Raw genomic sequence first — 22020 nt, forward strand, 5'->3', positions numbered from 1 at the left:
ATTTAAGATCGCTTACGGTTTTAATTCGTCATATCACCGTCAGAAAAATACTCCTTGAACTTTTCAATTTCTTTTTGAGTTTTATTTATATTTGCCTTAATTCGTTTTGTTAGAACGTTGGTAATATAATTATCTATATCATCTGAGTAATCATCTGTTCCGTTTAAGTAGCACCAGTTTTTAAACTCTTCCCTTAAAAAATCAAACTTATCAAACAATTGCTTTTTAACAAAACTTTTAAAGCTATCAAACTCTTGTTCATATTCTAAACCTTCGATTGTTTTGTATTTGCTTTTATTCCTAATACAGTACATGCCAATAATATATGCTAAATACCCGTCATATCTCGTCGCTAACATTTTTTCAGGTGGCGGTATTGGGGTATTTTCAACTTTGTCTTGATTATTTCCTGAAGTGTATTTTTCAAGTTGGAGTTTGACCAGTTCTTCACAATAAGCTAAAACTTTCTTCTGATAAATTTGATCTAGTTTTTTTATTTTGTCTAACTTGTAGTCACTAATAAAACGGATTTCACCGTTTTTCTCTTCGATTATTATCTCTATGAATTCAGATTTTTTATTTGAGGTTATTAGTTCAGGTTTACTTAGATTCGTTTTCTTCTTTGCTAATGTATTTTGGATTAACTCAGTGTGAAATATTAAAACTCTTTCTAAATCATTACTTATCCAAAGGTTCTCAATGCTAAAGAAGTCATTGAGTTTTCGCCACTTTAGGCATTGTGGAAGAGAATTTTCTCCTGTTTTATTCATCAAATATTCAACTGACCTTATTGCAACTGGATATTTCTCTGTAAGTATATTTCTTGCGGATGAAGTTAGTTCTTCTAAATTAGTTTTTTCAATTACCTGAACTAGGTGATCATTTTCTTCTAAGAAGCGTTTAGCCGCATCAATACCTTCTATAGAGCCTACTGAGCTTAACAGCTCAGCTAACTCTGTATCGTCTTTAGCTTCATTAAGTTTATCCCCATAAACAATTAAAGCGTCTAATTTTACTTCATCGATAACCATAAAAGGGTAAGGATCAAAGAAAGAATCACCATCCTCAGCTAATTTTTCTTCTACCAAATAGTTCAAAATTTCATGTCGAATAACTGCATCTAACTCTATGAGCCATTTTTCTACAAATGGATTATTAATCTTTCTTTTGGTCATGATTCTATCGTTTAAAGGGAAATGTTGGGCTTTATAATGTGACCTAACGTTTCCTCGCCTATTAGGTTATGCCCGAGTAATATACTCAGGGTAGCAGATATAAGTGTTACAAACGTTATTTTTAAAATCTAAATAACAAATAGTTAGACTTTTTTATTGTTAATTAATTATTTTATCGGAGTTTATAATGAATAACCATGAATACAGAATTAAAGAATTAGAAAGAAAAGTTAGGGGTATGCAAGTTCAAATTGAAAGGTCTAATAGTATGACTAAAAAGCATGAAATGGCTATACGAAACCTTGAAATTAAAAATGCTGTTAAGTCTGGCGTTTCTCAGAAAAAAGTAGCTGAAATTTATGACCTGAGTGCCGCTAGAGTCAATAAAATTGTTAGAAAAGCAGTATAAAGAGCAAGAAAATAATTAATCAATCAGTACAAACTAAAGTATATTAAGGGTGAGAAATATGGGAACACTTACACAACAAGGAGCATTTCGAAAAGATAGAAATGCCCTGAACAGAGCTAAAAAAGCAGACGTATCAACTGCCGACATAATTAATAAGATGGCTGAAACGCATTCTAACCCAAACTCGGCACAAGCTTTTGCCGAAGCAGCTGGAGCAGTAATTCATGTTGAAACTAATATCAATAAGGAGTCTCCGATTCATGACGCTTTTGAGGCTATTATTGAAGAACGCAACGCATTGTTTAACTCGGGGGAGATAACTCCATAATAGTTGAATTTTTTAAAGTTGAGGGCGTTCAGAATTCTGTGTCAGCCTAAATTGCTAAATATCTAGCACACCATCTAACCTACCTTCGAAGTGGATGGCTAATTGCGACAATGTCAGATTCCAGTTATGGATTGGCATTGTCCATTTCTTCGAAGCATTTAATGTGCCCGCATACATAATTGAGACTGTAACTAATTTTGTGTAATTGCCTATCTCAAATTACCCTATAGATGGGTTAAGGATAGGCAGATGAACATGAATAAGAAAGAACTTGAAGCTTTCGCAAGGGAAGCCGCCAAAGGGATTAAAACCCCTGAGGACCTAAGCGAATTTATCCAGATGCTCAAGAAAATCACCGTTGAAGCGGCACTAAATGCAGAGATGGATGAGCATCTAGGTTATGAGAAGCACCATAAATCAACTTCTACAAACAGTCGCAACGGTAAAAGTACTAAACGAGTTAAAACTGAAGATGGTGAATTTGAACTCGATACTCCTCGTGACCGTGAGGGCTCCTTTGAGCCAAAGCTGGTCAAAAAGCACCAAACCCGCTTTACGTCCATGGACGATAAAATCCTTTGGCTTTACGCGCAGGGTATGAGTACCCGTGAAATCGTCAGTGCATTTGATGAATGGTATGGTGCTGAGATATCGCCTACATTGGTGTCTCGTGTCACGAACGCGGTTATTGAGCAGGTAATTGAATGGCAATCTCGCCCTCTAGACGCTATTTACCCTATTGTTTACCTAGACTGTATCGTCGTTAAAGTTCGCCAAGATAAACGGGTTATCAACAAGTCCATTTTTCTTGCATTGGGAATAAATACCGAAGGCCATAAAGAGTTGATGGGAATGTGGATTGCCGAGAATGAAGGTGCCAAATTCTGGTTAAATGTGCTGACCGAACTTCAACAGCGTGGTGTAGAAGACATCCTCATAGCGTGTGTTGATGGCCTAAAAGGCTTTCCTGATGCAATCAATACAGTCTTCCCTCAAACCAACCTTCAACTGTGTATTGTACATAGGGTGCGAAATTCATTGAAATATGTTTCATGGAAAGACTACAAGGCCGTTACAGCAGACCTCAAGCGCGTTTATCGTTCAGCTACAGAAGATGAAGCCTTACTTGAATTAGAGCGCTTCGGTGATGCCTGGGATAGCCAGTATCCGCAGATCACAAAATCATGGCGCAATCATTGGCAAAATCTAAATACGCTTTTTAATTATCCTGAGGATATTCGAAAGGCAATCTACACAACCAATGCGATAGAGTCGCTTAACAGTGTGATTAGGAAAGCGATTAAGAAGCGAAAAATCTTCCCGAGTGATGACTCAGCAAGAAAGATGGTTTACCTTGCGATTAAAGATGCCAGTAAAAAATGGACAATGCCCATTCAAAACTGGCGTCAGGCGATGAGTCGATTTATCATCGAGTTCGAGGAACGCCTCGAAAGACATATTAACTAAGTGGCAGTTACACAGAATCTGTTACAGGGTCCAATAATTTCATCAAGCTATTTTCGTTCGGGGATCCCCCCTTAGTTTTGGTTAACTTCCTAAATTGACGGTGCCCAGCTTCAATTGCATTGGTCGTATAAATCGCCTTACGCACATAATCAGGATACTTGAAGTAAATGGATAAATTCGACCATTTACGGCGCCAAGACTCGATAACGATGGGATATAACTTGCCCCATTTTGCATCGAGTTCGTCGAGTGCAACCTCGGCAGCCTCTATGGTTGCTGCACGATAAACAGGCTTTAAATCAGCCATTAATGCTTTCTTGTGTTTTGAAGCAACGTATTTCATTGAGTTACGTTTTTGATGGATAACGCACTGTTGAACCTCTGTTTCAGGATAGATAGTGCCAATCGCTTCAGGGAAGCCTTTAAGTCCATCAACACAGGCAATTAAAATATCGCAGACGCCACGATTGTGTAAATCAGTTAACACCGATAACCAGTAGTTTGCGCCTTCACTTTCTGAAACATACAGACCAAGTAATTCCTTACGGCCTTCGATATTAATACCAAGCACGGTGTAAACAGCCTTGCTAACGTAGCGGCCATTCTCTTTGATTTTATGGTGAATAGCATCAAGCCAGATGAACGGATACAGCGTATCAAGATTTCGTGATTGCCAGGCCTTAAGCTCTGGTATTAGCTGGTCAGTTACGCCTGTTATAGTGGCTTCGGATATTTCAATGCCGTACTTTTCCTGAACGTGGCCTCGAATATCGCGGTAGCTCATGCCTAAAGCAAACATGGAAAGGATTTTTATTTCAATTTCAGGCGTTAGCTTGGTTTGATTTTTCTTAACCAACTGAGGCTCAAACGAGCCAGTACGGTCTCTTGGCGTTTCAAGCTCAAATTGACCGACGGATGATTTAATCGTTTTCTTGCTTGTACCATTCTTGCGGTTAGGTTGTGGATCAAAGCCTAAATGTTGTTCTAGCTCTACTTTTAAAGCAGCTTCGGTTAACTGTTTAATGAGTGGCGTTAAAACACCATCTTCGCCAGTTAGGCCTTTACCAGATTGAAGTTCAGCTAATGCTTTGTTGAAGTCGAAAGATTGGGTCATGTGTCATTCCTTTTTTCTTAATATTACTGAAATGACACAGATTTCTAAACACTACCGAATTGTCAAAATCGACTTTTTCTACAGTCTCGTTAGAGCTACCTCTACAATTTTTATTTATTTCTTACGCTTGGTTTGTTGTTTATAAAATTATCCATGTCAATAAACAAATCGCGTACATCGGTATAAGGGTTTAAAAAGTGAGGTAGGACTTTGCCATTTTCAGCCGAGTCTAAAGCTGACTTATTTGCTTTAGCCGCATTTTTTATTGCTTTTTGTACTCCATCATCAGCTTTTAGGGTATTGAATAAATAAGCAAACCCTTTATCATAATTATCAATGCCTCTTGATTTTAAGGCTGACTTTAAGTTGCTTTGAGCTAATAAGTCTGAACAAGAATCATAGCTCGCTGTGCTGTATTCCATATGCAGTAATAACCAAAACTCAAAGCAAACATTTGAAAAACCTATTTCTATATTATTTCTATTGGCTAAATCCCTAGCTTCCAAATGTAATGAATGAGGGTATTTAGCTATAGATTCTCGATCAAAAACAACCCAATAAACATCATTTTTAGTTGTGGTTTTCTTATGTTCAATCGCAGCTTCAACCAATTGCACAGGAGTATTTTTCTTTGTGTCTTCAACTAATAGGATATTCTTTTTATCTGAGTGAAACTCGTCAATGTAGCCTCTAATATAATATGGCTCTGTTTTTTCACCTTCGCAAAAAATATGGAATGCTGGCACTAATGCTCTTTTAGCGTTTGATTTTTTCTTTGGCATGATTAAAACACCTTTTTAATCACGTCAGATATACTTTTGTAATTGATTCTAGGGATTGCGCCTAACCTGCCTTCATCATACCATTTAGCAAATGGACTAGAATCTTTTAGATCTGAATCATAGCTATCTAAACAATACAGTTGAGTACCATTAATTTGATCTTTTTCGGTTAAGTAAATTTGATCCTTTCTCATTGTATCTGAACCCATTAACACTAAATCATGAGTCGTAAATATCAACTGCGCATTTTTTTTATTAACTAAAGGATCATTAAAAAGCTTTATTATTAATTCAGCGATATGAGGATGAAAACTGGATTCTATTTCATCTACAAATAATACAGAACCATCGCGAATTACTTGAATAAAAAATGGCAATAATCTGAAAAGCCTGCTTGTTCCCCTAGATTCTCTATCTTTTTCAAATCTAACCAAATCGCCTTGACTATTGGGGTGAAAAAAATATTCTTTTTTAGATAGTTCCTTTCTGAACATTCTTTGAATGTTCTCGGGCATACTACTTGGAAATTCAAACTGATCCTTATCAGGCTCTTCTTCAATCCCAAAGCTTTCAATTCCTAGATCAACTTTATTTAGAAATGTATTAATAATTTTGACTGTATTCTCGTCTTCATCCCAGTTAGAAACACCTGCAATTTGGCCTACTAAAAGAGTGTCGGTATACCTACGAAAGTAATTAAATATTTTTCTAACTATTTCAGGAGAATCAGGAGTATTCCCTGCTTTTGATAGGTATGCATTATTTGCAAAAAAAGCTATTTGCTTTTTACCGCCTTTGTAATGTTCACCAAATTTAACAGCTTTCCAATCGTGAGAAGAATTTCTAGTAAATAAGTTTGCTGGTCTGGCAGAAGGATAATAATCCAACTTTTCAAAAGAAATTTCGTTTCTGTTGAATTCTATTTGGTATCTATATCTTAGAGTCTCTACATAAAATTCTATTTCGATTCTTGTAGGCTCTCGAGATGTACTATCACATAGAAGGTAAGGATCGTAACTATCAATAGGTTCTCCGTCTTTAAGGTCTCCACTACTTATAATTAAGTCCTGTAAAGCTTCAAACGCAAGTATAATATTTGTTTTACCTGCGGCATTTGAACCATAGACAGCGCAAGTTTTAAGAATTCCTATATCTTCCTCGATATAAGAAATATTTCCCGAATGATGTTTAGGTTTTTTATCGGCATGAAAGCTAATTAGCTGTTCTGTCTTTATTGACCTGAAATTTTTAATTGATAAATCGATAATCATAATAAAACCTATTCAAAATTCTTTTTAATCCTTGAATTTTGATTTTTTTTCTTTAAACCTGTATTTAAAAGTATTTTAGCACATAAATATTGAAAAGTAAGCGGGGTTTATTTATAAATATTGTAAGTGGCTCTAACACATATGAGCCTCCTCGAGGTCAATAGGTAATAGTGATCTTTTCGGCAACTTTTCGGTTGTCGAGTCCAAGTTAATCAGCAAAACAATCTACTTCGTTTGTCATTATGGCTGATAGGTCACAATCGCCTACAGCAAACACATATAGAGGCTCTCTTACAGTGGTTTCACCACATGCCTGTTTGGTTTTAATCCGTTAAAGTAAACAGGGGCACTACAACTAAATGGATTTAGGAGGTAGGGTGACGCAGGAAGCCAAAGCCGAGACATTCATTGTTTAACCTTCATATGTCACCATTCAAGGTAGCGGGTTTAATAAATTACCCAGTTAGTACCAAAACCTTGAAATATTTAGGTAAATATAATTGCTCTCAGCGGGTGACACAGGCCCAGAACTAAGACGTTTACTTTTTCAATCTAAAGTTCGTATAACATATATCAGCCTTCTGTAAGGCTCTGGGCACCTTAACAGAAGGCTCAATCGTTGTTAGCAGCAAGACTTGTCTGAGTCTGCACAACAATCGCCGCACGAACAACTATCGGCGCACTTACATGCGTCGGTGTTACAACAGCACTTTACAGTTTCTGAATTTTGTTTACAGCATTCGCATACTTGGTTCATATATTCTCTCCGACAAACTATGGAAGTTGGGGGGATTCACAACACGCCCAATTATTTTCAAAACACTCTAACAATTCGCATTCTAACGTCGCATCCTTGTTAGATCCGCATGAATTTTGAAACCTCTCAATGGCTTCAAGAGCCACTTTAAGATCGGCAATCTTCTGTCTTATTTCAATGGCTTTAGCTTTAGATTTCTGTTGAATAACTTGTCTTGAGTGACTACAACATGCGTCAAAAGTAAAAAACTCTTTTATCTCTGCTAAACTAAAACCAATCTCTTGTAACTTTTTAACTAAACGAATTTTCTTTACATATTCGTCTGAATAGTACCGAAAACCATCTGTTTTTGGCGGCTGGCTAATAATTGCTTTACGCTCGTAAAAGCGAATGGTTTCTACACCAACGTTTGCAGCTTTTGCCACACCACCAATTGTCAACGAAGATTGCTTTTTCATATTCACGCCTTTAATCTACACTCTGTACTATAGTACGGAGTCAAGGGGCTTTTAGTAAAATAATTAAAGAATATAAAAAAGAAACGAATATCACAATTCTAAAGGGTTGCGATCGCGGATTAAAAACACTTTCGCTAACTAATAAAATCAAGTGTGATCACTAAGCGATGTGAATCTGTTACTTGGGGTGAGCGGTGGATTAATCCAGCGCCTTCGTTGTTGGGCCAAAGCTCACCTTTTAATAATGCCACGTCACCTTGGGTTAACTGCTGTATGTCGTTGGCGCTGTGATACAAACCAGATTGATCATCAGTTAATCCGTGGCTGGCGGCTCCGAGTCGGTCACGGTTGGCAAGATGATGAGGGACCCATTCTGTAGCAACCCCTCTATAGGTAGAAACCAACCGGCAAGGCACTTTGTCAACGTGGAATTTAGGACACATTGCGCGATCGAGCGAGGTCATTCGCAGCCCAACTTGTTTAAGATCAAATAAGCAGCAGTACATATCAACTAACAATGTGATGTCGTCGCTTAATAAATCGGTTGCCACACTTGGGCTCGTGCAAAGCGCTTCTTTTATTGCCACTTTGCAATCTTCCGGAGCCACCACCATAGAGAGTTTTAATTTGGGTCTATCTAATAAGATCTCGTCAACGGCTTGTTCGAGCGAGTGGTCTAACTGACGCTGCCAGATGACCATGTTGGTGTCTTCTTGATATACCTGCGTAAGTACCTCGGGGTGACTGTCTATAATGGCTTGTTTAAAAACGATAGAATCTAACTCGTTTTTATTGGCTTCGGCTAATGCGCTCATGCGGTTTCTCCCATGTCTGCTGATGGATTTAACTCATGCCAAGTTGGAAAGGGGTCAGCTAACGTGAGCCAGTAACTTTTTCCTTGCAGCAGCTCGTTTTCAGACAGTAGGCAATCATCAAGTGCTTGGGTCATGTCCTTTTGTTTGAGATCTTGGCCAATAAACACCAGCTCTTGGCGCATGTCGCCAAATGGCTCTTGCCAATTTTTGTGTATTTCGTTAATGGATTCTGGATCAGTTGGCCAATCGCTTTTGGGTACGGCCTTCCAAAACATACCGGCAAAACCGTACCGTGCGATCCCACCGGCTTGACTAAACTGGCCAACAAATTGTGGCCGAGTGGCTAACCAAAAATATCCTTTCGAGCGGATTAATTTGCCAAATTTTTCTGTGTTGTGTAATAGCTGATGAAATTTTTCAGGGTGAAAAGGGCGCCTTGCTGAATAACTAAAACTGCTAATATTATATTCTTCGGTTTCAGGTAAATGTTCTCCGCGCATCTCTTTTAACCAGCCGGGGGCTTGCTCGGCGCGGGCAAAATTAAATAAGCCAGTTGCCAATACTTCATTAATTGGCACTTGCCCTTGCTCAATAGGAATAATACGTGCGTTGGTGTTGAGTGTTTTAAGGATAGCAATTAAGCGCTCTACCTCTGTGTTAGTCACTAAGTCAGTTTTGCTTATCAGTAAAACATCGGCAAACTCGACTTGATCGACTAATAAATCTGTAATACTTCGCTGATCTTCTTCACCAAGCGATTCACCCGAGTCTTGAATGTCCCTAGCTTCGTCATAATCTTTTAAAAAGTTAACGGCATCAACAACCGTCACCATAGTATCTAAAGTGGCAACATCATTTAACGATGTGCCATCTTCATTGGCAAAGGTAAAGGTTTCAGCTACTGGCAGTGGCTCTGATATGCCGGTTGATTCTATCACTAGATGATCGTACTGGCCGGCAGCGGCAAGTTTGTTGATCTCTGTTAATAAATCTTCGCGTAACGTACAGCAGATGCAACCATTGCTCATTTCAACGAGTTTTTCTTCACTGTAATTAAGCGAAATATCATTTTTAACCATGGCGGCGTCTATATTTATCTCGCTCATATCATTGACAATGACAGCCACCTTTTTACCTTGCCTGTTATTTAAAATGTGGCTGAGTACTGTGGTTTTTCCGGCGCCAAGAAAACCAGATAAGACAGTGACGGGTAACTTTTTAGGCATAAAAACCGAGCTCCAAAAAGAGATAAAAACAAGATATGTAATGTTATACTATAACACTATCAGGAGATGCAAAAGGTTTTTTATCTAAGTTAGTAAAAAGGATAACTTAAAATACCTGAAAATTTTGTATACGAATAGGTTATGGTGGCGGCAAGAAAGGTGTGGACTTAGTAAAAAATTGGCGGTTGCAGTAAATTCAATGAGCAACATCTACATACACCGCCTAAAGCCACGGAGAAAGTTAATAAGTGGGTATTTATTAACTCGGCAATGATAATAACACTCAAATTTAATAAGTCAAATAAAAATCATTATCATTTTTGTTTTTGGGTCCCATTAATTTTAAGTTTAATAGTCTATTTACGTGTAAATGGTAAATCATAGAACGTCATGTTTTATATTTAATGTGCGATATTTTCATTTGTTGATAACAAGTATTTGTTTTTTGAAAAATGTAAACAATGTTGTTTATTTGTTGTTTTTTAGGTGTTACTTTAAATGTTGGTGTTTTGTATTTAAAAAGTAAATTTAACTTAAAAAGAGGACCAAGCAATGTTGAAAAGCATAGTTTCAACGTCAGTAGGAATTTTGTCTTTATCTTTTTGCTTAGGTGTAAACGCAAAAGTAGTATATGTGTCACCTGATGGCAACGACAATAATAATGGTAGCGAATCAGCCCCTTGGGCGACATTTGCAAAAGCAAATTCAAATTTAAGCGCCGGTGATACGCTTGTGATAGCAGGCGGTGAGTATCGGCAAGTATTAAAAATTACTCAATCGGGCAATGAAGCTCAGCCTATTTTAGTGCGCGCTAAAGAGGGAGAGCAGGTGGTTATTAAAGGCACTAATCCGCTTTCTGGTTGGACTTGGCATGCTGATGGTATTTATAAAACGCAAGTGAATATGTCTATTGCTGAACACTCTCGGCAGCTTTATTTTAATGGCGAATTGATGCAGATCGCACGTTGGCCTAATGATACCGACAATGATATTTTTACCATAGACGCACACGAAGTGACTGAAGCCGGGACGGAGTCTAGTTTAAATGTCTCCGGTATTCCAGATACAGATTTAACCGGCGGATACCTATGGTATTTGGGGCAGCATTCAGGCACCAGTTGGACTAAAACGATTGTATCTAATACCACCACCGAAATTACTTTTCCTACTATTAATATCAACCAATGGCCCTACAGTAACCATAATCCGGTGCATAAAATAGATGGCGGGTATGGGCGGTTTTTTGTTTACGGGACTTTAGATTTACTCGATTATGAGCGCGAGTGGCATTACGATGCGGACACTCAAACCTTGTACTTTATGCCGCCAGACGGGCAGCAGCCAGCGAACGGTGCGTTAGAATATGCAGCGCGAGAACGGGCTATTGAAATTGACGGCAATTATGTTGATCTCGAAGGCATTAATACGTTTGGCGCAAATGTTAAACTCGATGGTAACCATAACAGATACGCGCATGCGCAAGTATTACATGGTAAACAGCGATTAGGTGATCCGGCGGCCAATGCAGGCGCAGCAATCGGCGACGGCGCAATCAATGTGTTGGGTCGATACAATACAATTGAAGATAATATCATTCATCATGGCTCAATAAATGGCATTACTATTGCCGGTTGGCAAGACCGTGGTGACTTTACCTTAGTTCAAAATAATGAAATCCGTTATTTTGATACCCTTGGTATTCACGCCAGTCCAATTCGTAGCAATGCAGATTCAGTAAAAATATTAAAAAATACAATTTCGCATACCGGCCGTGATGCTGTTTATATGGTGGGGGTGAATGGCGAAGTGGCCTATAACGATGTTTCGTACGCGGCCATGATCAATAACGATGGTGGTCTATTTTATACCGTTGGCAATGATCAAAATCGCAATATCGAAGTTCACCACAACTGGTGGCATGATGCCATGCGCCGAGACTATCACGATCATAGAACGGCAGGCATCTATCTAGATAACGACAGTAAAGGCTTTTTGGTTCATCACAATGTGGTGTGGAACGTGCCTTGGAGCGGTGTGCAACTCAATTGGGATAATTGGGAAAACCATATTTACCACAATACCTTTATCGATGTTGAGCAAGCTATGGGTGAGTGGATTAACAACCGCAACCCGCGCGATAATAGAGTTTGGAACAACTATAGTACGCATCCAGATTGGATTAGAAGTGATGCATACGATCTACAAAACAACATCATTATGCCGGTAAGCAACCAATTGATGGATGTTGGAGCACAAAACTTTATGCCAAGTGCAACCTCAAGTTTAACAGATGCAGGCCGTTTAATTGATGATTTAGTCACACCTTATATGGGGCCCGCGCCTGATGTAGGAGCATACGAAGCAGGTGGTGTCTTGTGGACAGCTGGCGTAAATGCTATTGAAGATGAATGCAGCCAATGCCAATCAAACCCAAATGCAGAGGGGGTTTATCCGGATATCGCACCCTTTTTAAAATGGGATGATCGAAATAAATACCTAAACACTGATTACCTGATTGGCAGTGATATGCAAGTGTCTGCTAGTTATGATGCAGGCTCGGGTCACACGGTTAGCGATACATTCGGCGGTGTTAAGTTCTTCTTGCGACTGATAGATAAAAGCACAGGTGCCTGGATCTCGCAACATGACATTATTGTTGAAGACAATACTGCAATCGGCCAACGGGCTGGCACAGCAACGGCTACTTTCTCGTTAGCGGGGTTAACCCCAACCTCTGAACTGCCTGAAGATCAGTTTTATTTTGTTTTTATTCAATTTGAATCGACGAATGGCAGTAAAAAGTCAGTGGGCGTTCAGCCGCTTAATCTTATTGAGCCAACCCCTGCGTCTATTCAGTGGGATAATATTAACAAATATCGCAACACACCTTACCTTAATACTGACTATTTAGATGTAACCCTGAATGTACAAGCCGGCACAGATCAAACTGTCACCTCAGGTTTACAAGGCGTTACTTTGTTATTGCGTGAGCTCAGATCGGATTGGAGTGTTGTAAAAGATGTAAAAGTAACAGATGCGTCTTTGCTCGGTGAGCAAACAGGGGAAGTGACTATGGCCGTACCTTTGTTTGATTTAACCCCATCGGCCCAATTGCCTGAAGGTCATTTTTACTTTTTGTTTGCGCGCTTTAAATCAAGCGACGGTAAAGTATATGCGGCAACAGCATCACCTGTGATCATCGACGGTGATTTTGATGGTGACCAAATTGGAGATATAGCCGATACCGATGACGACAATGATGGTGTTGCCGACAGTATGGATGCGTTCCCTTTTGATCCTTTTTATGGTGTGTTAGGCGATTTTGACGGCGACCAAGATGTTGACCGTTTTGATCTAGCGTATTTTGTCCGCCGGATAAGAGATCCACTCCAAGTGCGCAGCCAATTCGATTTTGATGGAGATGGCCAAGTGCATCGCAATGATGTTCGTGCCTTACGCAATTTATGCACCCGCGCACGCTGTGCAGATTAAATTTACAAAGGCCTCTAGCTTAAGAGGCCTTATTTTTATGAGCGTTTAACTTCTGACCAACGCTAATTTTTGGGCGCATCTATGACTATCACTTCCGCATCAGATTCATCTAGTGCGGTTATAGATAGCTGATTAACTTCTGTCACTCGGGCACCGTCACCTTCTTTTAATATCAATTGATGTTGACCATCAGACAAAGCGACACTAGCTTTAGACGCCAGCACATAAGCTTGATGTTTAATCTTTACTTGTGTGCTGTGTCCAGCTTGCAGAGTGCCGCCGTAGATGCGGGCATCTTGATATATAAATAGCGCTTTGTCTTTATCAACGGGATCACCTGAGACCAGTAACGGCAAGCCGGCCTCGGTTGCCTTTGCAGTAAATAATTTACTGTCCCAACGAGGTTTTACGTTGATTTCGTTTGGCTCTATCCAAATTTGAAACAAAGTCAACGGCTCTGCACTGCGGTTGAACTCAGAGTGCACTATGCCAGTTCCAGCGCTCATCACTTGTACTTCACCCGCTGAAGTGAGGCCTTTATTGCCTTGGTTGTCTTCATGCGTCACAGCGCCTGAGCGAATAAAGCTGATGATCTCCATATTTTTGTGTGGGTGTGGCGAAAAGCCAGTGCCTGGCGCTACCCAGTCGTCATTAATCACTCTTAAGCTACCAAAGCCCATTCGTTCTGGATTATAGTATCGCGCAAAGCTAAAATGATGGTTGGCACGTAACCAGCCATGGTTGGCTTTACCTAAACTTTCAAAAGGAACATGCTGAATCATATTCTACCTCCATTAGTGTCTAATCTGTTGGCTAGTTAAAGTATTTACGTGCAATGAAACGATCGAGCGAATAGCGGCCACCACCTTGAATGAGCAGTGCAACAGTTATTGAAAAGAGCGCTAACGCAAATTCGTAGCCATTATTGGACATAAATAGACCGTTTTCAAAGTGCACAGAAAAAATGGCAACAATCATAGTCACAGCTAAAGCCAATGCAGCTGGACGCGTTAATAAACCTAAAATTAATAACAAACCACCAAAAAACTCGGCACTCCCAGCCAGCATCGCCATTAAATAGCCTGGTGACAGTCCCAAAGACTCCATGAATTGGCCAGTCCCCTCTAAACCATAACCACCAAACCAGGCAAATAGTTTTTGCGCACCGTGGGCTGCAAAAATAGTCCCGCCTACCAGACGTAGAGGAAGTGTTGATATGTCATCTTTGCTCGATATAGTGTTCAGATATTTTGAATTTTTCATTTTTGATTCCTTAGCTATAGTTAGCTTTTTAATTAAGATGTGTACATTCTATCCTCTAAAAATGAATGGAATAACTGGTTAAATCTGATTAATATATTCAAAATATTTGAATAATGGTTTGCGCTTTATGTATCAGTCACCGATTACTTTAGAAGCCCTGTTAGTGTTAGATGCGATCGATCGCAGAGGAAGTTTTGCCGCCGCCGCAGAGCAGTTAGGTAAAGTGCCTTCTGCATTGTCTTACATAGTGCAAAAGTTGGAAGAGCAACTGGCGGTAACCTTGTTTGTTCGCCAAGGCAGACGCTCGATACTAACGCCGGCGGGACGTCATTTATTGACTGAAGGGCGTAAAGTATTAGGCGCGGTTAGCAAAATAGCTGAGCAAACTCAAACTCTGGCGCATGGTTTTGAGCCTAAAATCCGCATTGCCTACGATTCTATTTTAGATACCGGCCCGTTATATCAGGTGTTAAAACAATTTTTATCTGAACATGCAGATGTTGAAATTGATTTGCGCGAAGAAGTAATGAGTGGCGGCTGGGAGGCTTTAATTGATGATCAAGTTGAGTTATTGCTTGGGGCACCCGGCCCTGTGCCGAGTCAACAAGGTTTGCGTGCGATTCAGTTAACCAGTATAAAAATCGTACTCGTTGCAGCAAAAAATCATGAGCTGACACAGTTTAATAGACCCGTGACACAAGCGGATTTAAAGCGTTTCCGTAGTATTATTGTACATGACTCAGCTAAATTGGCGGTGCCCAGATCTAGCAATATCATCGCGCAATCAAAACACTTTTATGTCACCAGGGTAAGTGAAAAAATTAAAGCGATTAAAGCCGGTTTAGGCATCGGATTTTTAGCTTATGACCGTGTTGAAAACGCCCTAAAAAAAGGCGACTTAGTGCAAATTGATGTTGCCGATGCAATCGATAGTAGCGACCTCTACATTGCATGGAAAACAACCAATAGAGGCAAAGGATTGCAGCGCTTACGCTCGCTTTTTAATGAGCATTATTTGCAAATGCATAGGTAACAACTCAGATCACCTGTAAAAAATTAACTCAATTCCTTAACAAAATTAAAATATCTCTATACAAACATATGATGTATGATAATATCCCACCATTAAGTGAAGGCCAAGTCATCTCACCAGACATTCAAAATTGGCGAAGAAAATGGAGAATCAAATGAAAAAATCTCAACTCAGTTTACTGATAGCAGCTTTAATTGGTGCGACATTGTTTGGGTGCCAGTTAACCGATACGGGGTCAGTTGCCAGCAAAAAAAGCGTCAATAGTGATAGTATGTTCGCAAACACCCAAAGCGTGATCCCGTTTGACGATAAACTGCGCCGGAAATGGGGCGCAGCCGTGGTTTCTGACTTAGATCAAAACGGTTGGGAAGATGTGATCACAACTCAGCATGGAGCAAATGCGCTGATTTATTGGAATGACAAAGGCACTTTTTCAGAGCCTGTCGTTTTAATTAAAGGTGATACGCACGGTTTAGGGGTATCTGACTATAACAGCGATGGTAAAATCGACATTATTGTCGCGCAAGGTGGCGGTGACGGCGGGAATCCGAGAAGACCCGTGTATTTTTCTGTGAACAAAGACCGTACTATCGAGCGTTTAGGGACGTTTGATCATTTTCGCCCGGGCCGAGGTCGGGGGATTAAGTTTATAGATTCAGATCAAGATGCTGATTTAGATGTTTTTGTAACAGGTTATGCACCCAAAAATGTCAAGTCACTTACCACTAACCAGTTATATCAAAATGTTAATGGTGCGCTTGAACATCCGATCACCTTGGCCATTCCACACGATGCTCTGTCGATGAAAGCATTAACGACTGATGTGAATAACGATGGCAAAACCGATGTGATTGTTTATGGCGGAGGGGATTTAACCCTATCTTTAGGCAAGGGTGATGGTACATACACAGACGCGACTGCATCAGTTTTTGGCGCGTTAGCCAATGTTAAACAGGTTAGCAGTATCACAGAAATTGATTACGACAATGATGGTGACTTTGACTTGCTTTTCACCCGTGCGCCACTGCAATTTGAAGAAGAGGCTTATTACGATCCAGAGCAAAAAAACCTCGCGTTTTTCGCTTTCCGCGACAAGTTTATGTTCGATAATTTGAAAACTGAAGGGGACAATTTAATTCTCGAAAATATTCAAGAAACTTGGGCAACGTACGACATCCAATTGGGCAAATCACGGAAAGTTGTAGAAGCAGAGCGCAGTGAGCACTACACAGAAGGTCGTCTGGTTGTAAAACCTGAACAGGCAATGGGTTGGCCTGATGGTGAAAAACTAAAAGGTTTACATATTGGTTATTTAGGGAACAGCACATGGCGAGTGGGGGGGTATGTTAAATCTCGTTTAGCGGCTGTGATCAAAAATGTCGTTTCTCAACCTAAAGAGATTAAGCGTAAACCTATGGCGCCTTATTTGCTGGAGAATCAAAACGGTCAATTTGTTGATGTGACTCAGAAAATGGGCATCATGATGAAAGCACAAACTATGCATGCTGCGGCTGGAGATTTTAACAATGATGGTTTCATGGATTTAGCAGTCACGCCATATGGTAACATGGCCCACCCAGTGAAACACTTAGTGTACATGAACCAAGCAGGTAATGGTTTTAAAAAAGTAGAAAACGCAGGTTTGGACTCTATTGAAGTTGGTGCCACAGGTGTGGGTATTACCACGATTGATTATGATCAAGATGGTCGTTTAGATTTAATTTACGGCAATGAAAGAGGGCGCTGGTATTTGGCCGAAAACCAACTTTCTGGTGAATCGTTAGGCCAATATATAGTTGTAAATGTTGGCCCCTCTGCTAAAAACAATGCCCAGCCCATAGGTGCACGTGTCGATGTTGAAGCTTGTGGTAAAAAATTAAGCCAATTGGTGGGTGCGAGCGGAGAAGGGTATCACCACATGCTAAAAGCCCGTTTACATTTTGGTTTAGGGGCTTGTCACCTAGTTGACCGCATTAAGGTGACTTGGCCAAATGGCGATATGCAAAACTTAACTAATTTGGCGTCAGGTCAAACGGTTAATTTTTGATATTTACGTACATGGCTTACCTGTAAATGCGCATGATATGCGGCCTTTTTCGGTGGCCTAAACATAATAACAGTTTAAAGCGGTGTTGGTTGAGTAAGATGCTGTCTTGCCAAACTGTGCTTTTCCAACTGAGATGTTTGTTCGCATTGAGATAAACTTTTCGGCAGAGCTCATTTTTTGCCTGAGTTTTGTTAAACGGAGAGACATGTTGCTCAAATAGATAGTTTAACCTGTTTTTGATGTCGTCTAAGCTTTGTGCGTGACAATATAACTGCAGCACCTCGGCTTCTTGTTTAGCCATGACAAGATGCTGCCAAAACATTAATGTTTTTTGATTGGCTAATTCTAGATAAGGTCGAGGGGCTTTTAGCTCTATGCGGCCAAGCTCAGACTCTACAATAAAGTTTCGAAAATGCTTCTGGTGCGTTGGAAGCATGTTCGACTCACGCATGTATTCATGTAGTATGCAGCTTTCGATAAAACTGCCCAATAACTTGAGCGTTGGCTCACGACTTTTTTCAACGGGAAAAAACCAAAGATTATTGGAGGTTTGCATCTTTAACCAACATCCAATATGAATCTGTTTTTTGTAGTTTTAAATTGTACAAGCGAACAAGAATATCTAAATTATGGTGAGTTTGGGCGAGATCAAATTGTCCGCTAATCAAGCGCCCAGATACTTCGGGTGAAATCTTAATGGGCAGGGTCGACCAGTTGGACATATATTTGATTAAGACGCCTAATGGCATTTTTTCAGCGACCAAGTGGTTATCAAACCAGTTGGGTGGCGTGCCTTGGTGGATTTTTGATAGCAATGCTTCGCCTGTTTTAGATAGTAGTAATTTTTCTCCAGCGTTGATTATCCAGCTTTGGGGCAATGGATTTTCCAATAGGGTTTTTACTTGACCCTCTAACACGACTAACTCATGCCTGTTTGTCTTTTTGGTGATATTAAAGACTGTGCCTAAGGCTTCAAACTTTAAATTGCCAGAGGTGACTTTAAATGGCCTGTTAACATCTTTCGCTACGGCAAATAAGGCTTCACCTTCATGCAGCGTGATATCTCTTGATTTGGCTGAATAATGCACTGAGAGCTTAGCTAAACTATTTAAGTCAATCTCACTGCCGTCTGTTAATGTTTGTTTGACGATACGCTCACCTGTAGCGCTAATGTGAAGGGATTCATGATGAAAACTTGCCTTGGGTTCAAAAAATACGAGCGCAAATAGTGTCACAGCAAACACGCCGGCGCTGGCCAACCAAAAAGGCGTTTTATTGACCTTATTGAAATTTCCCTTGTTTACTCGTCGTTTAGGCGTTAGAGGTAAAATTTTTGAAGCCGGCGGCGCTACCCAGGATGGGGAATCGTTCCCAGCTGCTTTGACTATAATGACGCCTCATTATCATGAAACTGATTTGCAAGTGCAACTTGCTTACAGTGCTGCGCAAGCCGTTAGCATTCACGGTGGTGAAAGCCGTCAAATGAGCATCTACTCTAGGCATAATGCTCGTGGATTGGAGATAAGCGACGGCTTTCTGGCAATGTCAGCGGGATATTTTATCAGCAAGATACCGTGCCAAGCGTCACTGTAAAAAATAGCGGTAGCCAAGACTATCCTGTTGTTTTAGGTAGCTTTGGAAAATTATATGTGCTTGACTCTAGCTTATCTAACAGCACGGCCATTCAAACAGAAAATAGCTTGGTATCATTGCAACGTGCTGTGTTAAGCGGACAGCAAACCTGCTTACAAACAGATTCGGCAACGGTATCGATTAACGATAGCCTGTTAAATTGCGGCGTGCCAATTCAGAGCTCGCAAGGCGCAGCCGAGGCTATTTTGTCGGCTGCGACCGCAACCACAACAGAAAACCCAGCATTTGATATCCAACTGGCGTTTACCAACGCTAACGCTATTTTACCAGAAGGCACGATAGCCGAAGGGGTTAGTGGTTTAAATAACAATGATAGTGAGTTGTATGCTTATCAATTTGACGCTTGTTATGGGGTCGGGATTTTGTTAGATGAATATACTTATACCAATACAGAGCAAGCTTGGGTGTATGGGTTCGAGGTTGAAGCAAATGCCTCCAAGCAATTTTTGCACGGAGATTGGTTAGATTTAAATATTGATTTCGCTTACAGCCGATCGGATGCCGGTGGTCGAAGGCTACAGGGTCAGCCTGAATATTTGGCAGGCGTACAATTGTTTTACCAGCCGGCTAACAGTCGATTCACATTGAATCTTAATTATCGCTTAAACGGTTCTGAAACAGAGATTGTAAGTCCTAATTTGCTTGTGCCAGATGTTGAACTCGCCCCGAGAGCAGAGCTTAATCTTGGTGTTCGTTACGCTGCGAATTCTAAGTTAATATTAAATGCAAACATCAATAACTTAACCAACGACGCCTTTAAATATCGTCAAGGAAATGAGCTTTTTAGACAGTACAAACTGGGAAGAACGTTTGAATTTGGCGTGCATTATAAATTTAACTAAAAAACTGGGTAACAAAGATGTTATTGGGGCATCTTTCGATGATTAGTTATTTAGCATCAAGAGATCTGCGTATAATGTTGTAAATGGCCGTGTTATCAATGGCTAGCTTGCCGTAAGGTCAGGGGAAGCTGAACACCTTTAGTAAAATTAAGGGGAATATTATGACAAAGATAGTTTCAACGCCCAATTGTGGCAACTCACCTAAAATGGAGCTTATAACACAATTCAATATTGCTTTTGCTAAGGCTGATATCGAATTTTTAACAGAGCATGTAACAGATGATATTGAATGGAATATCATGGGTGACAAACACCTACTAGGAAAAAATCAATTTATTGATCACCTTGAAAATATAAAATGTGAAAAAGTAGCTGAATTAACTATTTACCAAGTGTTGTCGCATGGCAAAGTTGGGGCTGCGAATGGTCTCTTAAAGATGCCTGATGGTCAGCATTACTCATTCGCTGATTTTTATCGTTTTCATGACGAAAAAGGCGTGAAAATAAAGGAAATTACCTCGTACTGTATCAAAGTTTAAATTTTGTTCTGTCAATGGAGAAAGCAAAACCGTTCGACACGGCTCGATATATTAATGGCGAAACAGGTGCAGACAAAGGTATAGTTTTAACTGGCGAGGGTTAAAAATTATGCTTGGATATATTTTTAATCAAATTCACTACAGTGTCAGCAAACGCTTGTTTACAGCAGATTAGGGAGCTTGTAATTTACATGGGCAATATTATTAATAATGAGTCGGATGCGGTAGTCACGCACATATGGATGTATATAGGGGCTCAGTAATTGGGTGTTTCACTATCGCAGCTTTGGGGCTTAATAAGCAAAAACGAATCATCATTGTAAACACACTAAACTGTACAGAATCAATTGAACAAGCTGCGATCTGATTGAACCCATCACACAAGCCAAAGCGCACTAATTAACGCTTTTACCCGAAGTGCCTTGGGTAGCTCAAAAACACAGGGTATTCAACAGGCTTTAAACCTGGATTATCTGAATACCCTCGGCTACCCGATTATACCGTGACTAGACTAATCTAGAAGCTAGTTTTTTATGAATAGCATTTTTATCACGAGGCGCTTTTAATCGAATGACCTTGGCGCAGCTCAATAACACCGGGTATTCAACAGGCGTTATACATAAATTATCTGTAATCAGAAGGATTATCTGCACTTAGAGACGGCTGGATCAAAGTGCATTATCCGAATGGATAACTTGTTAGATGAAACGCCCTGCGCGCCCTAAAGAAGCGACAAAATGCCCTTGGGGTAGACCCGCATGCAGGCTGTTGCGGGGGCTGAGGGTTAGATACCCTCGCCTACCCAATTATGTGCGTAGCTCACTTATAAACGCCTTTGCCTTTTTTGGACTTGTTATCCTTACGAATTTGATATGACTATACTTAGGATCATTCAGCAGTTCTGTGTAGCGCGCTCGGTTTTTGCTGTATGTTTTCAACGTCCAAAGAATGATTGAGTCTTTGCTAAGAAAGGACTTTCTGAACGATTCAACATTGCCTGTTTTACCCCATAACTCCTGTTTGGTCGCTATGCGGATTAAAGCCCTTTTCACGGCTTGAAATAGTGTTCTTACAAATGAGTAATCAACCCAGACAATAGTATCGACTCTACTCCACTTGATTTCAGCGGTTCGGTTGTAGTTGCCATCAAGAACCCACTTTTCGTCACTTAACCTGTCAGCCAAGTTTGCAAAGAATTCTTCATCAGAAGATTCCTGCCAGTTAGGCTTCCAAAACAGGGCATCCATTTCCAAATATGGGTACTTGAGCTCACTCGCGAGCATGCGACTAAAAGTGCTTTTTCCACTACCACTAGTGCCTATTACATTTATTCTTTTCATCGCCTGACC

20 protein-coding genes and 2 pseudogenes are annotated in these 22020 nt (G+C 40.2%); 9 read left to right on the top strand and 13 right to left on the bottom strand.

Translation table 11 applies throughout. The features are described 5' to 3' along the window. Positions 1-20 precede the first annotated feature (20 nt). Positions 21-1175 (bottom strand): hypothetical protein, encoded by a 1155-nt coding sequence (locus tag C727_RS0116955; protein ID WP_017446858.1) that lies wholly within the window; start codon positions 1173-1175, stop codon positions 21-23. A 187-nt stretch (positions 1176-1362) separates the two neighbouring features. Between C727_RS0116955 and C727_RS0116960 the strand changes: the two genes are divergently transcribed. Both C727_RS0116960 and C727_RS18850 read left to right on the top strand, forming a co-directional pair. After that, a complete protein-coding gene (locus tag C727_RS0116960; protein ID WP_017446859.1) occupies positions 1363-1584 on the top strand; it encodes a hypothetical protein in 222 nt (73 codons plus the stop codon). Positions 1585-1642: 58 nt separating this feature from the next. After that, positions 1643-1912, top strand: a complete 270-nt coding sequence (locus C727_RS18850; protein ID WP_017446860.1) for a hypothetical protein — start codon at positions 1643-1645, stop codon at positions 1910-1912. 54 nt (positions 1913-1966) lie between these two features. Here the strand turns inward: C727_RS18850 and C727_RS19640 are convergent. Then, positions 1967-2098, bottom strand: a pseudogene (locus tag C727_RS19640) (IS256 family transposase); the annotation flags it as partial. A 69-nt stretch (positions 2099-2167) separates the two neighbouring features. Between C727_RS19640 and C727_RS0116970 the strand changes: the two are divergent. Next, positions 2168-3379: an IS256 family transposase gene (locus C727_RS0116970; protein ID WP_026052775.1), complete on the top strand. Its 1212-nt coding sequence runs from the start codon at positions 2168-2170 to the stop codon at positions 3377-3379. A gap of 31 nt (positions 3380-3410) precedes the next feature. Here the strand turns inward: C727_RS0116970 and C727_RS0116975 are convergent. The 6 genes and pseudogenes from C727_RS0116975 to zigA all read right to left on the bottom strand — a co-directional run. Next, positions 3411-4493 (bottom strand): annotated as a pseudogene (locus C727_RS0116975) (IS256 family transposase); the annotation flags it as partial. Between the two features lie 110 nt (positions 4494-4603). Beyond that, a complete protein-coding gene (locus C727_RS0116980) occupies positions 4604-5275 on the bottom strand; it encodes an RloB family protein (RefSeq protein ID WP_017446863.1) in 672 nt (223 codons plus the stop codon). Between the two features lie 2 nt (positions 5276-5277). Next, positions 5278-6546 (bottom strand): AAA family ATPase, encoded by a 1269-nt coding sequence (locus tag C727_RS0116985; RefSeq protein WP_017446864.1) that lies wholly within the window; start codon positions 6544-6546, stop codon positions 5278-5280. A gap of 774 nt (positions 6547-7320) precedes the next feature. Continuing rightward, positions 7321-7761, bottom strand: a complete 441-nt coding sequence (locus tag C727_RS0116990; protein WP_017446865.1) for a MerR family transcriptional regulator — start codon at positions 7759-7761, stop codon at positions 7321-7323. A gap of 134 nt (positions 7762-7895) precedes the next feature. Beyond that, positions 7896-8576: a DUF1826 domain-containing protein gene (locus tag C727_RS0116995; protein WP_017446866.1), complete on the bottom strand. Its 681-nt coding sequence runs from the start codon at positions 8574-8576 to the stop codon at positions 7896-7898. Then, positions 8573-9802 (bottom strand): zinc metallochaperone GTPase ZigA, encoded by a 1230-nt coding sequence (gene zigA, locus C727_RS0117000; protein ID WP_017446867.1) that lies wholly within the window; start codon positions 9800-9802, stop codon positions 8573-8575. Before zigA ends, C727_RS0116995 begins: the two co-directional genes overlap by 4 nt. Before the next feature lie 552 nt (positions 9803-10354). Here zigA and C727_RS0117010 point away from each other — a divergent pair. Then, positions 10355-13294: a right-handed parallel beta-helix repeat-containing protein gene (locus C727_RS0117010; RefSeq protein ID WP_017446869.1), complete on the top strand. Its 2940-nt coding sequence runs from the start codon at positions 10355-10357 to the stop codon at positions 13292-13294. Between the two features lie 62 nt (positions 13295-13356). Here C727_RS0117010 and C727_RS0117015 read toward each other — a convergent pair whose 3' ends face one another. Continuing rightward, entirely contained in the window at positions 13357-14076 is a 720-nt protein-coding gene (locus tag C727_RS0117015) for a pirin family protein (RefSeq protein ID WP_017446870.1), read from the bottom strand. A 31-nt stretch (positions 14077-14107) separates the two neighbouring features. Next, positions 14108-14557: a DoxX family protein gene (locus C727_RS0117020; RefSeq protein ID WP_017446871.1), complete on the bottom strand. Its 450-nt coding sequence runs from the start codon at positions 14555-14557 to the stop codon at positions 14108-14110. A gap of 127 nt (positions 14558-14684) precedes the next feature. Between C727_RS0117020 and C727_RS0117025 the strand changes: the two genes are divergently transcribed. Next, positions 14685-15590 carry a LysR substrate-binding domain-containing protein gene (locus C727_RS0117025; protein ID WP_017446872.1) on the top strand — a complete coding sequence of 302 codons (906 nt, stop codon included), beginning with the start codon at positions 14685-14687 and terminating at the stop codon, positions 15588-15590. Positions 15591-15744: 154 nt separating this feature from the next. Further along, complete coding sequence (locus C727_RS0117030) at positions 15745-17637, top strand: CRTAC1 family protein (RefSeq protein ID WP_017446873.1); 1893 nt, start codon at positions 15745-15747, stop codon at positions 17635-17637. Between the two features lie 16 nt (positions 17638-17653). On the opposite strand, the gene C727_RS0117035 is transcribed toward C727_RS0117030, so the two are convergent. Together C727_RS0117035 and C727_RS0117040 are read right to left on the bottom strand one after the other, a co-directional pair. Further along, the gene (locus C727_RS0117035) at positions 17654-18193 is read right to left on the bottom strand and encodes a hypothetical protein (protein ID WP_017446874.1); all 540 of its coding nucleotides are present in this window, start codon (positions 18191-18193) and stop codon (positions 17654-17656) included. Continuing rightward, positions 18177-18872: a FecR family protein gene (locus tag C727_RS0117040; RefSeq protein WP_162131414.1), complete on the bottom strand. Its 696-nt coding sequence runs from the start codon at positions 18870-18872 to the stop codon at positions 18177-18179. Before C727_RS0117040 ends, C727_RS0117035 begins: the two co-directional genes overlap by 17 nt. A 40-nt stretch (positions 18873-18912) precedes the next feature. Between C727_RS0117040 and C727_RS0117045 the strand changes: the two genes are divergently transcribed. The 3 genes from C727_RS0117045 (at position 18913) to C727_RS0117055 (ending at position 20671) form a co-directional block, all read left to right on the top strand. Continuing rightward, positions 18913-19230, top strand: a complete 318-nt coding sequence (locus C727_RS0117045; RefSeq protein WP_017446876.1) for a hypothetical protein — start codon at positions 18913-18915, stop codon at positions 19228-19230. Continuing rightward, positions 19212-20132, top strand: coding sequence for a TonB-dependent receptor domain-containing protein (locus tag C727_RS0117050; protein WP_017446877.1), 921 nt, complete (start codon positions 19212-19214; stop codon positions 20130-20132). Before C727_RS0117045 ends, C727_RS0117050 begins: the two co-directional genes overlap by 19 nt. A 161-nt stretch (positions 20133-20293) precedes the next feature. After that, complete coding sequence (locus C727_RS0117055; protein WP_017446878.1) at positions 20294-20671, top strand: nuclear transport factor 2 family protein; 378 nt, start codon at positions 20294-20296, stop codon at positions 20669-20671. Between the two features lie 806 nt (positions 20672-21477). On the opposite strand, the gene C727_RS0117060 is transcribed toward C727_RS0117055, so the two are convergent. Next, on the bottom strand, positions 21478-22011 hold the full coding sequence (locus tag C727_RS0117060) for a shikimate kinase (RefSeq protein WP_017446879.1): 534 nt from the start codon (positions 22009-22011) through the stop codon (positions 21478-21480). Positions 22012-22020: the final 9 nt, after the last annotated feature.

It is taken from the genome of Gayadomonas joobiniege G7 (genome assembly GCF_000300815.1).
Taxonomy (GTDB): Bacteria; Pseudomonadota; Gammaproteobacteria; order Enterobacterales; family Alteromonadaceae; genus Catenovulum; species Catenovulum joobiniege.

Bases quoted from the DNA above. Each gene is read 5' to 3' on its own strand.
- C727_RS0116990 (WP_017446865.1), bottom strand. From the start codon at position 7,761: ATGAAAAAGCAATCTTCGTTGACAATTGGTGGTGTGGCAAAAGCTGCA.
- C727_RS0116985 (WP_017446864.1), bottom strand. From the start codon at position 6,546: ATGATTATCGATTTATCAATTAAAAATTTCAGGTCAATAAAGACAGAA.
- C727_RS0117015 (WP_017446870.1), bottom strand. From the start codon at position 14,076: ATGATTCAGCATGTTCCTTTTGAAAGTTTAGGTAAAGCCAACCATGGC.
- C727_RS18850 (WP_017446860.1), top strand. From the start codon at position 1,643: ATGGGAACACTTACACAACAAGGAGCATTTCGAAAAGATAGAAATGCC.
- zigA (WP_017446867.1), bottom strand. From the start codon at position 9,802: ATGCCTAAAAAGTTACCCGTCACTGTCTTATCTGGTTTTCTTGGCGCC.
- C727_RS0116970 (WP_026052775.1), top strand. From the start codon at position 2,168: ATGAATAAGAAAGAACTTGAAGCTTTCGCAAGGGAAGCCGCCAAAGGG.
- C727_RS0117030 (WP_017446873.1), top strand. From the start codon at position 15,745: ATGAAAAAATCTCAACTCAGTTTACTGATAGCAGCTTTAATTGGTGCG.
- C727_RS0117010 (WP_017446869.1), top strand. From the start codon at position 10,355: ATGTTGAAAAGCATAGTTTCAACGTCAGTAGGAATTTTGTCTTTATCT.
- C727_RS0116960 (WP_017446859.1), top strand. From the start codon at position 1,363: ATGAATAACCATGAATACAGAATTAAAGAATTAGAAAGAAAAGTTAGG.
- C727_RS0116955 (WP_017446858.1), bottom strand. From the start codon at position 1,175: ATGACCAAAAGAAAGATTAATAATCCATTTGTAGAAAAATGGCTCATA.
- C727_RS0117060 (WP_017446879.1), bottom strand. From the start codon at position 22,011: ATGAAAAGAATAAATGTAATAGGCACTAGTGGTAGTGGAAAAAGCACT.
- C727_RS0117025 (WP_017446872.1), top strand. From the start codon at position 14,685: ATGTATCAGTCACCGATTACTTTAGAAGCCCTGTTAGTGTTAGATGCG.
- C727_RS0116995 (WP_017446866.1), bottom strand. From the start codon at position 8,576: ATGAGCGCATTAGCCGAAGCCAATAAAAACGAGTTAGATTCTATCGTT.
- C727_RS0116980 (WP_017446863.1), bottom strand. From the start codon at position 5,275: ATGCCAAAGAAAAAATCAAACGCTAAAAGAGCATTAGTGCCAGCATTC.
- C727_RS0117035 (WP_017446874.1), bottom strand. From the start codon at position 18,193: ATGCAAACCTCCAATAATCTTTGGTTTTTTCCCGTTGAAAAAAGTCGT.
- C727_RS0117020 (WP_017446871.1), bottom strand. From the start codon at position 14,557: ATGAAAAATTCAAAATATCTGAACACTATATCGAGCAAAGATGACATA.
- C727_RS0117055 (WP_017446878.1), top strand. From the start codon at position 20,294: ATGACAAAGATAGTTTCAACGCCCAATTGTGGCAACTCACCTAAAATG.